General features: G+C 62.0%; 16 protein-coding genes. 8 read left to right on the top strand and 8 right to left on the bottom strand.

All coding sequences use genetic code 11. The features are described 5' to 3' along the window. Positions 1-10: 10 nt before the first annotated feature. Positions 11-766 (bottom strand): histidine utilization transcriptional repressor HutC, encoded by a 756-nt coding sequence (gene hutC / locus NE851_RS03120; RefSeq protein WP_028757215.1) that lies wholly within the window; start codon positions 764-766, stop codon positions 11-13. A 196-nt stretch (positions 767-962) separates the two neighbouring features. On the opposite strand from hutC, the gene NE851_RS03125 reads away from it, so the two are divergent. From NE851_RS03125 to NE851_RS03145, 5 genes are all read left to right on the top strand, one after another. Further along, positions 963-1805 (top strand): transporter substrate-binding domain-containing protein, encoded by an 843-nt coding sequence (locus NE851_RS03125; protein WP_127430027.1) that lies wholly within the window; start codon positions 963-965, stop codon positions 1803-1805. A 105-nt stretch (positions 1806-1910) separates the two neighbouring features. Then, positions 1911-2636 carry an ABC transporter permease gene (locus NE851_RS03130; protein ID WP_183844782.1) on the top strand — a complete coding sequence of 242 codons (726 nt, stop codon included), beginning with the start codon at positions 1911-1913 and terminating at the stop codon, positions 2634-2636. Between the two features lie 10 nt (positions 2637-2646). Further along, complete coding sequence (locus tag NE851_RS03135) at positions 2647-3351, top strand: ABC transporter permease (RefSeq protein WP_028759049.1); 705 nt, start codon at positions 2647-2649, stop codon at positions 3349-3351. A 23-nt stretch (positions 3352-3374) separates the two neighbouring features. Continuing rightward, the gene (locus NE851_RS03140; RefSeq protein ID WP_183844783.1) at positions 3375-4151 is read left to right on the top strand and encodes an ABC transporter ATP-binding protein; all 777 of its coding nucleotides are present in this window, start codon (positions 3375-3377) and stop codon (positions 4149-4151) included. Beyond that, positions 4148-5638 carry an HAL/PAL/TAL family ammonia-lyase gene (locus NE851_RS03145; protein WP_183844784.1) on the top strand — a complete coding sequence of 497 codons (1491 nt, stop codon included), beginning with the start codon at positions 4148-4150 and terminating at the stop codon, positions 5636-5638. Before NE851_RS03140 ends, NE851_RS03145 begins: the two co-directional genes overlap by 4 nt. Positions 5639-5643: 5 nt before the next feature. Here the strand turns inward: NE851_RS03145 and NE851_RS03150 are convergent, their stop codons facing one another. Then, positions 5644-6186: a hypothetical protein gene (locus tag NE851_RS03150; protein WP_183844785.1), complete on the bottom strand. Its 543-nt coding sequence runs from the start codon at positions 6184-6186 to the stop codon at positions 5644-5646. A 192-nt stretch (positions 6187-6378) separates the two neighbouring features. Here NE851_RS03150 and NE851_RS03155 point away from each other — a divergent pair, with 192 nt between their 5' ends. The 3 genes from NE851_RS03155 (at position 6379) to NE851_RS03165 (ending at position 8297) form a co-directional block, all read left to right on the top strand. Then, entirely contained in the window at positions 6379-7116 is a 738-nt protein-coding gene (locus tag NE851_RS03155) for a phosphatase PAP2 family protein (RefSeq protein WP_183844858.1), read from the top strand. Positions 7117-7323: 207 nt separating this feature from the next. Beyond that, positions 7324-8076 (top strand): COG4280 domain-containing protein, encoded by a 753-nt coding sequence (locus tag NE851_RS03160; protein ID WP_183844786.1) that lies wholly within the window; start codon positions 7324-7326, stop codon positions 8074-8076. Further along, positions 8073-8297 (top strand): hypothetical protein, encoded by a 225-nt coding sequence (locus tag NE851_RS03165; RefSeq protein WP_063475984.1) that lies wholly within the window; start codon positions 8073-8075, stop codon positions 8295-8297. Before NE851_RS03160 ends, NE851_RS03165 begins: the two co-directional genes overlap by 4 nt. A 72-nt stretch (positions 8298-8369) precedes the next feature. On the opposite strand, the gene NE851_RS03170 is transcribed toward NE851_RS03165, so the two are convergent. The 6 genes from NE851_RS03170 to NE851_RS03195 form a co-directional block, all read right to left on the bottom strand. Next, the gene (locus NE851_RS03170) at positions 8370-9890 is read right to left on the bottom strand and encodes a cyclic nucleotide-binding domain-containing protein (protein ID WP_063475985.1); all 1521 of its coding nucleotides are present in this window, start codon (positions 9888-9890) and stop codon (positions 8370-8372) included. A 511-nt stretch (positions 9891-10401) separates the two neighbouring features. Next, positions 10402-12963: a GcvT family protein gene (locus NE851_RS03175; protein ID WP_097622684.1), complete on the bottom strand. Its 2562-nt coding sequence runs from the start codon at positions 12961-12963 to the stop codon at positions 10402-10404. A 125-nt stretch (positions 12964-13088) separates the two neighbouring features. Beyond that, the gene (locus NE851_RS35425) at positions 13089-13433 is read right to left on the bottom strand and encodes a hypothetical protein (RefSeq protein ID WP_080759866.1); all 345 of its coding nucleotides are present in this window, start codon (positions 13431-13433) and stop codon (positions 13089-13091) included. After that, positions 13318-13557, bottom strand: coding sequence for a hypothetical protein (locus tag NE851_RS03185; RefSeq protein ID WP_047612774.1), 240 nt, complete (start codon positions 13555-13557; stop codon positions 13318-13320). Before NE851_RS03185 ends, NE851_RS35425 begins: the two co-directional genes overlap by 116 nt. A 9-nt stretch (positions 13558-13566) precedes the next feature. Next, complete coding sequence (locus NE851_RS03190) at positions 13567-13827, bottom strand: hypothetical protein (RefSeq protein ID WP_047613454.1); 261 nt, start codon at positions 13825-13827, stop codon at positions 13567-13569. A gap of 3 nt (positions 13828-13830) precedes the next feature. Next, on the bottom strand, positions 13831-14151 hold the full coding sequence (locus tag NE851_RS03195) for a helix-turn-helix domain-containing protein (protein ID WP_047612775.1): 321 nt from the start codon (positions 14149-14151) through the stop codon (positions 13831-13833). Positions 14152-14190 lie beyond the last annotated feature (39 nt).

Genomic DNA, 14190 nt, shown 5'->3' on the forward strand with positions numbered 1-14190 from the left:
GCCGCTGCTTTCATTCCTCGAACATCTTGCCGCTGCGCGCTTCCAGCCGGTAGCGGTGGCCGGGATAGACGAGGCGGGCGGTCGATACTACCTGTTTTGCCGACCATGTGCGCCGGCGGATCGTCAGGCAGGGTTCGCTCTTCATGATGGTAAGCAACTTGCATTCCCAGGCCTGCGGCATCGCCGCCTCGACGACATGCTCTGAACCGCTGAGCGGGGCTGCGGCCGTCAGATAGGCGTTCGGCGTCAGTGTCGAAAAATCCTGGTCGAGATATTCCGGGGCCGCCTCCGGATGAACGAAACGGTCCTCGATCTGCACCGGAACGCCGTTTTCGCTGTGGACGATCAGCGAGTGGAAAACCGCAGCGCCAATCGGCAGTTCCAGCGCGTCGGCAACCTCGGGAGAGGCTGTTTCCTGGGCGAGAACGACGACGGAGGCTTCGTGGACATGACCGCGTTCGGCGATTTCCTCGGCGATGTTGCGGACCTCGAACAGCGCCGAATAACCCTTGCGCTCGGCGACGAAGGAGCCGACGCCCTGGATGCGGACGAGTTCGCCCTCGTTGGCAAGTTCGCGCAGCGCCCGGTTGGCGGTCATTTTGCTGACGCCCAGCTCGACGACCAGCTCGTTTTCCGACGGCACGCGGTATTTCGGCGGCCACTCGCCGCTGTGGATGCGGTCGAGGATCACCTGCTTGACGCCGGCATAGAGCGGCGTGCTGTCATTTTCCGCCAGTTCGCGCTTCATCTCGCCGGAACGCTTCATTGCCTATTCCTTTTGCACGAAGGGAATTCGCCGCATAAAGCGACTTTCCTCTTGCATATCACAAAATATCTCATATGGTACCATATACAACCTCCCAATCGGTCCTTAAAACAGAAATAGGACGGGAAAGGGCAAGCCGGCGCAGATCGGCCGTGGTGCCGCAAGGTCTGTTTCAACTCCAGAGGAGAATTCACAAATGAAATTTAGCGCAATCCTGTTTTGCGGCGTGGCGGCTTTTTCCGCTTTTGCCGTGCCTGCCTTTTCCAAGGACTGGACGAAGGCGACCATCACGCTCGAAGGTGCCTATGCGCCCTGGAACCTCACCAATGCCGACGGCACGCTCGGCGGTTTCGAGCCCGAACTCGCCAAGGTGCTGTGCGAGCGCGCCAAGATTGAGTGCACGTTGGTTGCTTCAGACTGGGACGGCATGATCCCGGCGCTCAACGCCGGCAAGTTCGACGTCATCATGGATGCGCTGTCGATCACCGAAGAGCGCAAACAGGTGATCGATTTCACCATTCCCTATGCCGCCACCCCTGCCGCCTTCGCAACCGCCAAGGACAGCCCGCTGGCAAAGGCCGCCGGCACCGGCGCCACGATCAAGATGACGCCCGGCCAGACCGGCGTGAAGGAGATCGACGCGCTGAAGGCAGCCTTCAAGGGCAAGACGATCGGCATCCAAGCGGCGACCGTCTACGCCAAGTTCGTCTATGACAATTTCGGCGATATTGCCGAAATCCGCGAATACAAGACCGGCGCCGACCGCGACCTCGACCTGCAGAACGGTCGCATCGACCTCGGCTTCGACGATGCCGTCTATTTCGCCAACGCGTTCAAGACCGCCAACGACACGCTCGCCTTCACCGGCCCCGAGATCGTCGGCTCGATCTGGGGCGAGGGCGAAGGCCTCGGCATCCGCAAGGCCGATACGGACCTGCGCGACAAGTTCAACGAAGCGATCAAGTCGACGCTTGCCGACGGTACGGTCAAGAACCTGTCGATGAAGTGGTTCCAGGTCGACGTCAGCCCGCAGGAATAAGCGTTTCGGCCTTTGGGCCGCAAACATCTGTCTCCGGCTTTATCGCCGGAGACAGCATGTTATTGTCAATCCGCAAAACACTGCCACGGACGGGGAACGGACGATATGGCAAGCTTGGAACTGCTCGGCTTCGGCTCGACCGGATGGGGCGCGCTGCTCATTGCCGCCGCCTTGATGACGCTGGCTGTGACGGCGACGGCGCTGGCGATTGGCGCCGTGCTCGGCGCCACCGTCGCGGTGGCAAAACTCTCCGGCAATCTTGTTCTCGTCACGCTCGGCAACGTCTATACGACCGTATTTCGCGGCGTTCCCGAACTGCTGATCATCTATCTCATCTATTTCGGCGGCTCCTCGGCCGTCACCTCAATCGGCCAGGCGATGGGTTACGAGGGCTTCCTCGGTCTGCCTTCATTCATCGCCGGCGCGCTTGCCGTCGGCATCATTTCCGGCTCCTACCAGGCGGAGGTATTCCGCGGCGCCTTCCTCGCCATCTCCAAGGGCGAACTCGAAGCGGCCTCGGCGATCGGCATGCATCGCGGCCTGCGCTTTCGCCGCATCATCATGCCGCAGGTGCTTCGCCTGGCCATTCCCGGCCTCGGCAATGTCTGGCAGCTCAGTCTCAAGGATTCGGCGCTGGTCTCCGTCACCGGCCTTGCCGAATTGATGCGCACCAGCCAGGTGGCGGCGGGCTCGACCCGGCAATATTTCCTGTTCTTCATCGCCGGCGGCTGCCTCTACCTGATCCTGACCAGCCTTTCGGACCGCATCTTCAACGGGGCGGAGCGCCGCGCCAACCGCAGCATGCCGGCATCCGCCATGGGCCAGGCGTAAGGAGGGAATGATGGATTTCACCTTCATCGCCTCGACCATGGTCACCCTGCTCAAGGCCGTACCGACAACGCTCATCCTGTTTTCCCTGTCGATCCTCTGCGGCGGCCTGCTGGCGCTCGTCATCGTCTGGATGCGGGTCAGCGGCAATCCGGTGCTTTCGGGCTTCGCCAAGGGTTACATCTTCGTCTTCCGTGGCTCGCCGCTCTTGATCCAGATGTTCCTGGTGTTCTACGGCCTCGGCCAGTTCGGCGTCATCCGTTACTCCTTCCTCTGGCCGTTCCTGCGTGAGCCGATGGTCTGCGCCGTGCTGTCGCTGGCGCTCTGCACGGCCGGCTACACGGCCGAGATCTTCCGCGGCGGCATCCGTGCCGTCTCGCCGAAGGAGATAGAGGCGGCGCGCTCGATCGGCATGTCTGGCTTCCTGCTGGTGCGCCGCATCCTGGCGCCGATTGCCTTCCGCCATGCGCTGCCGGCCTATTCCACCGAGATCGTGCTGATGATGAAGTCGACGGCGCTCGCAAGCCTCGTCACCGTCTGGGAGGTCACCGGTGTGGCCCAGCGGCTGATCTCGCAGACCTACCGCACGATGGAAGTCTTCCTCTGCGCGGCGATCATCTATCTCGTCCTGAACTTCATCATCCTGCAGGGCATGGCCTTGCTCGAATATTCGCTGTCCCGACATCGCCGCGCCATTCCGCAGGCGCTGAAGGCGTAAGCGGCCTAACCATTGGAGCACTCATGCCAGGCGTCACCCGACTTTCGGTCCGCAATATCCGCAAGAGCTTCGGTACGCACGAGGTCCTGCGCGGCATTTCCCTCGATGCCGAAGACGGCGATGTGATTTCGCTGCTCGGCGCTTCCGGCTCCGGCAAATCGACCTTCCTGCGCTGCATCAACCTGCTCGAAACCGCCAGCGACGGCGAGATCTGGGTCGACGGCGAGCATATTCAAATGGTTCACCAGAACGGGAAGAGCAAACCCGCCAGCCAGAAGCAGGTGGACCATATCCGCTCCGAACTCGGCATGGTGTTCCAGTCCTTCAATCTCTGGTCCCACATGACGATCCTGCAGAACGTCATCGAAGGACCGATCCACGTTCTGAAGCGGCCGCGGGCCGATTGCATCGCCGAGGCCGAAGCGCTGCTCGAAAAGGTTGGGATCGCCGACAAACGCCACGCCTATCCCGCCCATCTCTCCGGCGGCCAGCAGCAGCGCGCCGCCATCGCCCGGGCGCTGGCGATGAAACCGAAGGTCATGCTGTTCGACGAGCCGACCTCGGCGCTGGATCCGGAGCTTGTCGGCGAGGTGCTGCGTGTCATGCGCGCGCTGGCCGAGGAGGGCATGACCATGCTCGTCGTCACCCATGAGATGAGCTTTGCCCGCAACGTCTCGAACCGCGTCGTCTTCATGCGCGAAGGGTTGATCGAAAGCAGCGGCAAGCCGGACGACATGTTCACCGGCGGCGCCACACCCGCTTTCCGCCAGTTCATCGGCCATTTCGGAAGCGGTCAATGACGATCACCATCGATGCATTGCTGACCTGGCGCGATGTCGCGCGCGTCGGGGCAGGGGAGGCGCTGTCGCTGTCGCCCGCCGCCTGGGCGCGGGTCGAGCAGGCAAGCCGCATCGTCGCGCGCATCGTCGAGACGGGCGTGCGCGCCTATGGCGTCAACACCGGCGTCGGGGCACTCGCCGATACGGTGGTCGATCGTGCCTCGCAGAGCCTGTTGTCGCGCAGCATCGTGCTCAGCCATGCCTGCGGCGTCGGGCCATTGCTTGATGCCCGCGAGGTGCGCGCCATCATCGCAGCCCAGATTGCCAATTTTGCCCATGGCCATTCCGGCGTGCGGCGCGAGATTGTCGCGCATCTCACGGCCATGCTGGAACATGATTGCATTCCCGACGTGCCGTCGAAAGGCTCGGCGGGTTACCTCACCCACAATGCCCATACCGCGCTGGTTCTGATCGGCGAAGGCAGCGCTCACCTGGACGGCCGGCGCCTGAGCGGCCGCGAGGCGCTTGCCGCGATCGGCCTCGAACCATTGGTGCTCGGCGCCAAGGAGGGCTTGAGCCTGGTCAACGGTACGGCCTGCGCCACCGGCTTGACGGCCGTTGCACTTTCCCGCGCCGAACGGCTGCTCGACTGGGCCGATGCGATCGCGGCGCTGACGCTGGAAGCGGCAGGCTGCCAGATCGCCGCCTTCGACGCAGCGGTGCTGGCTTTGCGCCCATCGGCCGGCATAGAGAAGGTGGGAGCGACGCTGCGTGCGCGGCTCCACGGCAGCGGCCTTGTCGCCGCCGCTTTCGGCCGGCGCACCCAGGATGCGCTCAGCCTCCGTTCGGTGCCGCATGCCCATGGCGCCGCCCGTGACGTTTTCGACAGTTCCGCCCGCATCGCCGATCAGGAGCTTGCCTCGGTGACCGACAACCCGGCTGTGTCAGGCACGCCGGAACAGCCAATCGTCTCCTCCGAGGCGCATGCGGTCGCCCCGGCGCTCGGTCAGGCGGCTGACAGCCTGGCGATTGCGCTCGCGCAGATCGGCGCGATCAGCGAACGGCGCATGGATCGGCTCGTCAATCCGCTGGTCAGCGGTCTGCCGCCCTTTTTGGCGAGTGATGCCGGCAGCCATTCCGGCTTCATGATCGCCCAATATACTGCGGCGGCACTCAGCAACGAAAACCGCCGGCTTGCCGCACCCGCGGCGATGGACGGCGGGCTGACCTCCGGCCTGCAGGAGGATTTCCTGGCGCATCCCACAGCTGCCGCCGGCAAGCTGCTCGCCGTCATCGACAATGCCGAATATATCCTGGCGATCGAGCTGATGGCGGCGGCCCAGGCGCATGATTTCCTGGCGGCGACGGCGCCGCGGGCGGCCGGCACTGACCTTGTCTACCAGGCGGTGCGGCAGCATGTTTCCCATTATGGCGACGAGCGGCCGCTCAACGGCGATATCGAGGCGGTGCGCGGCCTGATCCGCGAGACAGCGCCGCCGCTCGACTGATCTCGTCAGAACGGCTTGCTGGTTTCTGAATCCTGTTTGGGCTTTCCGCCCGCCTCGAGGCGTTTGAGGCATTGGAGATAGGTCGGATAGAGCTGGTCCACACGCGATAGCGGCAGCGTCCAGTCGCCTTCGTCGCCGGCAAAGGTCAGCTGCACGTCAGGGGTTCCGGCAAAGGAATTCTTGATGATCTTCTTCAGTCCGCCGATTCCTTTGCTCGCCGGAGGCCAGAGGCGGAGCGTGGTCTTGTCGAAGAATTCGGCGGCGACGACTTTCGTCAAATTGCGATCGGTCAGCGTCACCTCGGTCTTGGTGTCGGCCGGAATGTCCCAGCTGTTCTTTGCCACCAGCCAGAAGGTCTCGGTGGCGCTCTGGCGGAATTCCATCGTTTTGCCGAGTTCGCTGTCCCACCGCAGGCGGCAATAGGGCGGGCTCTCGCTTGCAAAACCCACCGACCATTGTCTCGCGCCGCCCATCCATTCGGTCTCGCCCAAGGCAGAAACCGGCTGCAGGGCGGCGGCCATCAGGATCATCGCAGTGAGAATTTTCATCGCCGAACCATCTCCAACGCAATCGGCTCCAGCGATAGCAAAAGAAGGTTGAGCTTTTGCTACCAAGTGCTCGGAGATCCGGCGGCGGCGGTCCGTGGGAACGTCTTTGAATGCCGCAAGGTCTTGAATCCTGGGTTTGCATTGCCAATCTGGCGGGGGACGACAACATGTGAACGGAGTTTGATGACAGGTATGTCCGAGGTTCAACGACGCGGATTTTTGGCACGGCTTACCGCCTATGAGCCGCTGACGCTCATTGTGCTGGCATCCGTTGCGGGTGGGCTATTCGTGCTCCAGCGATTGACGAGCGAAGTCCTGGAGGGCGAGACATTCCGCTTCGACGAAGCGATCCTGCTGGCGTTGCGACGACCAGGCGAACTTGCCGTGCCGATCGGGCCCGCCTGGCTGACACATGCCGTCGACGATATCACCAGCCTCGGCGGCGTTACTATTCTCTCGCTGATGACGGTTCTCGTCACCGTCTATCTTCTGCTTGATCGGCGCTGGCCGATTGCGATCTTCGTCTTTTCCTCGGTGCTGACAGGCTGGCTGGCAAGCACGCTGCTGAAGATCCTTGTGGCCCGACCGCGGCCCGATATCGTGCCGCACCTGGTCGAAGTGAGCGATCTCAGTTTTCCCTCCGGGCATGCGATGGTTTCGGCAGTGACCTATCTGACGCTTGGGGCGCTGCTGGCGCGGACACAGCGTTACCGGTCGACGCGGATCTTTGTCATGGGCGCCGGCGTCTTCCTCGCCGTCATCGTCGGTTTGAGCCGCATCTATCTCGGTGTTCATTACCCCACGGACGTCTTCGCCGGATGGTGCGCCGGCGCGCTCTGGGCGCTTGGCTGTTGGCTGATCTCGAAGCAGTTTGTTCCAAGCCGTGCCCCTGACGATGCCGCCAAGGCTGAAAATGGTGACAGCAGGTAGTCCTCCCAGTCTCGTCCATCGCGTAGGTGGCGGAGAGACAGGGGATGTCGATCAGGGCCGATCCGCTTTCAGATTTTCGATGTCGTGCTTCAATGCCCTTCATGCACAATCTTTGGCAGCGCATGCCTTTTCCCCTTCATGCAGCTGTTGCACAGTGTTGCGGCATCAACAGCACTTTGATCTCCGCCGGCATAATGGACAAAAACCATGGCCACTCTGACAACGATCACCTCGACGGTCACGGCCGCATTTCTCGGCTCCTTCGTCGAAGTCGTCGAAGCCTTCACCATCATCCTTGCCGTCGGCGTCACGCAAAGCTGGCGACCGGCCTTCATCGGCACCGGTCTTGCGCTCGGCGTTCTGGCCATTCTTGTGCTGGCGCTCGGTCCGTTGCTCGGCCTCATTCCGGTCGAACTGATGCAGTTCGTCATCGGAACACTGCTCGTTCTCTTCGGCCTGCGCTGGTTGCGCAAGGCGATCCTTAGGGCTTCTGGCTTCATCGCGCTGCACGACGAGGACAAAGCCTTTGCGGCCGAGACGGATAGCCTGAGGCGCCAATCCGCAGAGCGTCGCGCGAATTTGCTGGCGGGCATTGCGGCCTTCAAGGCCGTGCTGCTCGAGGGGATCGAAGTGGTGTTCATCGTCATCGCCACCGGCGCCGGACATGGCATGATCGGTTATGCCAGCCTTGGGGCTGCCGCGGCTTGCCTGCTGGTGCTGATCATCGGCCTCTTCGTGCACAAACCGCTTTCAGCGGTTCCGGAGAACAGCCTCAAATTCGTCGTCGGGCTGCTGCTCAGCGCCTTCGGCATATTCTGGGTCGGCGAGGGCATCGGTGCAGAGTGGCCGGGCGCCGACCTTTCGCTCCTGGCGATCCTTGCCGTGCTCGCCGTCTTTTCCTTCGCCGCGGTCCGGGTGCTGCGCCAGTATTTCAACGCCCAGGCCGAGGTCGCCGCATGACGAATATTCTTAAAGTCGCGTTCAAGGAATTCTTCGGCATGTTCGTCGACGACGGCGCGCTGGCGCTGGCGGCGCTGCTGCTGATCGCCGTCGTCGGCGTGCTGGTGAAATTCGCCCATACCGACGCGTTGCTCGCCGCCGCTCTGCTTCTCCTCGGCTGCCTGCTGATCCTCGCCGAGAGTGTGATGCGCGCGGCGCGGAAGAAGTTTCAGCGGAAATAGCCTGGATGATGATACCGAAAAGTGTGAAGCGGTTTCGGACGACGTCATGCTCCGTTTCTTTGATTTAGGGAGCTACTGCGGCACCTTGAACAGATGGCGGATCCGCGTCACCAGCGAGCTCACCGAGCCGCCGTTCAGCGTGGCGCCTTCAGTTGCGAAGGAGTGCTGGCCCGTCTCGATTCGGCGCGACAGGGTGGCGGCAAGTTCTTCGGCGATGCCTGGCCGGTCGTGTAACAGCGGCGTCAGGCTTGCTTGGGCGATCTCATAGACGACGACGAAGGTCAGCGCCCGCAGGCTGGCGGCTTCGCCGAGGCCGATCAGCAGTCCGCTTTCGCCGAAATAGTCGCCCGGCGCCAGCCGGCCGAGTTCGATTTCCTTGTGGCCTTCCCGCCGCGTGGCGACAAGGGCGCCGCTGCGCACGATCATCAGCGATGCGACCGTATCGCCCTGTTCGATGAGGATGGCATCCTTCTTGTAGGTGCGTCGCGTCATCGATGCTGCGAGCGTTTCCTTCTCGTCTTCGGTCAGCGAGAAAAAGAGCGGGATGGCGTCGAGAAGCTTGAGCGGCGTCGGCCGGTGCGGCTTCGCCATCTCCTCCGACTGCAGGCGGTCGGGCAGCGGCCCCGCGGCATCGATCGGTCGGGCCAAGGTGAGGCCTGCGGCCTTGATGTGACGGTAGATGAGGTCAAAAATCTCGTTCTTCGCTGGCCCGACCTGGCCGATATCCCTGACGCGGAAGGAGAGTTCCAGTTCCATTGCATCCGATGTAAGCGATTTGATCTGCACGCCGGGTTTCGGTTCGGTCAGGATCGAGTTGCTGCTCAAAAGGACTGTGCGCATGACGTCGACGATCGCCGACGGCCCGATCGTCGGCACGACGCGGACCATCAGCGTCGCCCCGTGGCTGCGGTCGGGACTGCTGAGATTGGTCAGCCCGACCTTGGCGAGGAAGCTGTTGGGTAGGACGACGAGGTCGTTCGAGCCGTTCAGCAGATGGGTGGAACGCCAGTTGGTTTCGACGACACGGCCTTCGATGCCATCATTCAGCACGATCCAGTCGCCGATCGTATATGGCCGGCCGAGATTGAGCGCGATGCCCGAAAAGACGTCGCTCAGGGTGCTTTGCATCGCAAGGCCGAGGATGATGGCAAAGACACCCGAGGTGGCGATTAGCGTGCCGACGGGAAAGCTGAAGACGTAAGCGACCACCGAGAGGATCGCGCCGAGATAGATCAGGCCGATGACCAGATCCTGAACGAGGCGACCTTCGCGCGGTTGCCGCTCGAAGATCAGGAAGACGCGAACGAAGGCGATCAGTGCCCAGGCGGCATTGATCCACCAGACCACCTTGGCAAGGGCGATGAAGACGCGTTCGAAGGTCGATGCGGGCGTCGGCCCAACTTCGTAGGGCACGATGTCGTGATAGAGCAGCAGGACGGTCAGTACCGCGAAAAAAAACACCTGGCCGGCAAGCTTCCAGCTCGGGAAGGGCCGAAGCGCTATGCGCGTAACGACCGCGCCGACCACTGCCAGGGTCCCGGCCTGGACGATGGGATCGGCAAGCACTGCGGACCAAGTGAGAGTATCAAGCATCGACCGTCCATTTGCCGGAGCATGATGCCGAAGAGTGTGAGCGGTTTTCGTGCAACATCATGGCTCGCTATTGAATTCCAAAGCGCGTCTAGACGGCTTCGCCGCATCCTGACTTCCAATCCGGCTGCGAGGCAACCTTAAAATAGCGCCAGCGCCGACAGCGTCGGAAACGGGTGCGGACGTCACTCGGCGGCGCACGGCACGCTCTGGGCGATTGGCTGCTGGCTGGTCTCAAAGCGGCGCGTTCCGAGCCGCCCCTGACGATGCGATGGACGTTGGGAAACGGTGACAGCGACGGTGTTTCAGCGAAATTCCAAGCAAGTTTTTGCGGGCGCCGGGAACAGATGACGGATCTGCGTTTCGAGCGAGCCTATCAAGCCGCCGTTGTGGCGCCACATCTGCCTAGAGGTGCTTTGAGCAATTCCAGGCAAAGCGCGAAGCGGATTTGCCCGGAATTGCGTAAGAACAAAATGATAGAGCGGTTCGGTGCTCCGTTAAAAGCTGAGCTGCTCTAGCTGCGCGGCTTCAGATTTTCTGGGTCGTAGATCGGCTTGTACCCGACGCCGACAACCTCCACCGGATAACTCTCGGCGAAATACTCGATATTCAGCCTGCGTCCGACCTGGCAATGCGACCAAGGCAAATAGGCCAAGGCAATGTTCTTTCCGACCGTCGGGCCGTAGGCGATCGAGGTCGTGTAGGACCGACGGCCAAGCTCGTCGACCAGAACCTCTCCCGTGGCGGGATCGATAACCGGCAGGTTGCCGAGGGGATAACGCTTCACGCCCGACTTGTCGGTATTCTCGGTCATGACAAGCGTGCAGAGCATGGCCGGCTGGTGCTCGCGCGCCTTGTATTCCAGATGTTTTGCCTTGCCGCGAAAATCGGCTTCCTTGACCTTCGGACGGGCGAGATCGGCTTCGATCAGATTGTACTGGGTCAGGAGGTCGGCATTCTGCAGGCGCAGGCTCTTTTCCATGCGGCGCGAGTTTGCATAGGTCTCGACGCCGAAGGCCATCACGCCGGTCGAGCGCAGCGCATCCCAGACGGCGAGGCCGTCTTCATACTTCATGTGCAGTTCCCAGCCCTGCTCGCCGACATAGGAGATGCGAAAGGCGGTGACAGGCTTACCGGCGATTTCGATCGGCTTGATCGCCGCAAAGGCGAAGTTTTCCTGGTCGAGCCCGGCCGGATCGGCGACAGCCTTCTTCAGCGTGTCGCGCGCGTTCGGACCCCAGATGCCGATCGTCACGAATTTTTCCGAGACGTCCGTGATGGTGACGTCAAGGCCACGGTCCTGGGCCACGCGCTTCATGTAGTGCAGGTCGCGCGGGCCGGCATCGGCGCCGTTGACGAGACGGCAGCGGTCGGCCATGCGGAAGACGGTGAAGTCGGCGCGCACCATGCCTTCGTCGTCGAGGAAGTGGGTGTAAATGCCCTTGCCGATGTTTGCATCGCCGCCGACCTTGGCGGCGCACAGCCATTCCATCAGTTCGACATGGTCGGGTCCTTCGATATCGACCATGTGGAAATGGCTGAGATTGACGATCCCGCAATCCTCGCTCATCGCCAGATGCTCGGCATTCGACACGCGCCAGAAATGGCGGCTGTCCCATTCATTCTCGCGAAGCGGGACGCGGTCGGCATATTTCTCCAGCAGGTGCTCGTTGGCGGCGTAGCCGTGCGCGCGCTCCCAGCCGCCAAGTTCCATGAAGTAGCCGCCAAGCTCCTTTTCGCGCTCGTAGAAGGGCGAGCGCTTGGCGTTGCGGCCGGATGCATAGGGTTCGCGGGTGTGAACGGCCGGGAAATAGATCTTCTGGGCGGCTTCGTAGCAGCGGCCTTCGATGAACTCTTCCGTCAACTGATGCGGATAGAAGCGGGCGTAATCGATGCTGTTGTGATCGATTTCAGTCCGGCCATCGGTCATCCAGTCGGCGATCAGCTTGCCGTAGCCTGGGCCGTCCTTGACCCAGATGGCAACGCAATACCAGAGACCACGCACCTTCTGGCTCTCGCCGCAGGATGCGCCGCCGCCGGCGGACACCTGCAGCAGGCCGTTGAAGGAGTGACCTTCGTTATAGCCGAGTTCGCCGAGGATCGGCGTCAGTTCCATGGCGCGCTCGAGCGGCTCGATGATCTGTTCCATCTCGAGGTCGCGCTGCGAAGGCGAAAGGCGTGCTTCGTGTTTTTCGAGAAGATCGCGCGGATGGCACATGCGCGGATTGGTGGCTTCGTAATAGCCCCACTCGATCTGACCGCCCTCCGTCGTCGCCGGGTCGCCGGTATCGCGCATATAGGCGGAGTTGCCCTGGTCGCGCAGCAGCGGGAAGCCGATTTCCTTGCCTGTGCCTTCAAACTCGTTATAGGGACCGAAGAAGGTGAGCGGGTGGTCGACCGGCATGACCGGCAGGTCTTCGCCGACCATCTCCGCGATCAGGCGCCCCCAGAGGCCGGCACAGACGATGACGTGGTCGGCCATAATCGTGCCGCGATGGGTGACGACGCCCTTGATGCGGCCGCCTTCGACGATCAGCGACTTTGCCGGCGTGTTGCCGAATACCTGCAGCTTGCCTGCCTTTTCGGCGGCGTCGACCAGCTTGCCGGCAACGGTCTGTGAGCGCGGAATGACGAGGCCGGCATCCGGATCGTAAAGGCCGCCCATTACCTGATCCTCCTCGATCAGCGGGAACTTTTCCTTGATCTCGGAAGGGCTGACATAATGGGCGCGCGTGCCGAAAGCGCGTGCCGAGGAAAGCTTGCGCTTGATTTCCTCCATCCAGGCATGGTCGCCGGTCCGCGCCACTTCGAGGCCGCCGATGCGGGCGTAGTGGCCCATCTTCTCGTAGAAATCGATCGAATATTGTGTGGTCCAGACCGACAGATAGTCGTGGCTCGTGGTGTAACAGAAGTCCGAGGCATGGGCTGTGGAGCCGATGTCGGTTGGGATGCCCGACTTATCGATGCCGACGATATCGTCCCATCCGCGCTCGACGAGATGATGCGCGATGGAGGCGCCGACGATACCGCCGAGCCCGATGATGACGACCTTTGCCTTTTCCGGAAATGTGGCCACGTACTGTCCCTTCTGCCTATCGGACGAATTAAAATTTACCTGCAGCGCCGCGAGTCTGATAGGACGCGCAAAGGACGCTGCAACACCTTGAATTGCAGTAGCCGCGCTCGACCTGCGCTTCGCGGCTAGAGCGGCTCAGCTTTCAACGGAAGCGCCATACCGCTCTGCTGCGGAACCTCCAGACCTCTTCGCATGAAAGCTGCGATGGCGGTATTATGCATCATGCTCATGATCGTCATTGGTCCTACGCCGCCGAGTACCGGCGTGATTGCGCCAGCCCGCGAGGCTGGAGCTATTCCAGGAAAATGCGAAGCAGGAGCTGAGCCGGCCGCCTGTCGTTCGCACGCCCCGGGATCACGGCGCTGAAATCGCCTTGAGCCGGTCGATGTCCGCGAGCACGATATCTTCGGAAACGGGCTCACGATTGTGCAATCGGAACCATTCCGCCGCTTCCCGTACACGCTCGCCATGCGGCGGCGGATAGGCGCCGAGTCCGAGAACCCATTCCCGCACGGTCTCGCGCTCCATCCGACCGGCCCGGTATCGATCGCAGACGGTTTTCGCCGATGCGACTAGATCATTGATGCTCTTCACGAATCTTCCTCAATGCACGGATGGCTCTTCATCTTCGAGAAACGATCGAATGCCGTCCTTGGCGACGACGGCCAGGAATTCGTCGAAAGCCTCCCGGTCGGTCGCAAACGGCTCGTCCCAGCGGATCAGATCCTCCGCCTGCGTGACCACTTCCATCGTCCAGTCTTCATTGCTGCCCGATGTGCGGAAGATATCGACGAGCACGGTGATCCCGTCATCGGTGAATTCTCCCGCCAGTTCGGAATGTTCGAGCTTCTCTTTTTTTGCCATCATTCAGCCACCCGCACCGGGCGGTGCGTCGTTTTCGAGATATTCTTCATATTGAACCGTTTCGGTCTCATTCGTGTCGATCGAGGGGCTTGCGCGTTTTGCCAGGCGGACACCGGCGCCGCCGCCGTTTTCCGGGATGAAAACAACCCCGCCGCCTTCCAGGGCGTGCTTCATATCCTGAAGGGTGCGCTCATAGGGTGAACGCTTCCCGGCCTCGAAATTGGCAATCGTCGCTTTGGCGACTTTTGAGGCCGATGAGAGGTCGTCCTGAGACCAAGCCAGCAGGGCACGCGCGGCGCGGCATTGGGCGGAAGATAGGCTCAAAACAATAACCTTGCATCAAAAGTGCAGCGCTGCTTCCCG

The sequence above is a fragment of the Rhizobium anhuiense bv. trifolii genome (assembly GCF_024346605.1).
GTDB classification, from domain to species: Bacteria; Pseudomonadota; Alphaproteobacteria; order Rhizobiales; family Rhizobiaceae; genus Rhizobium; species Rhizobium anhuiense.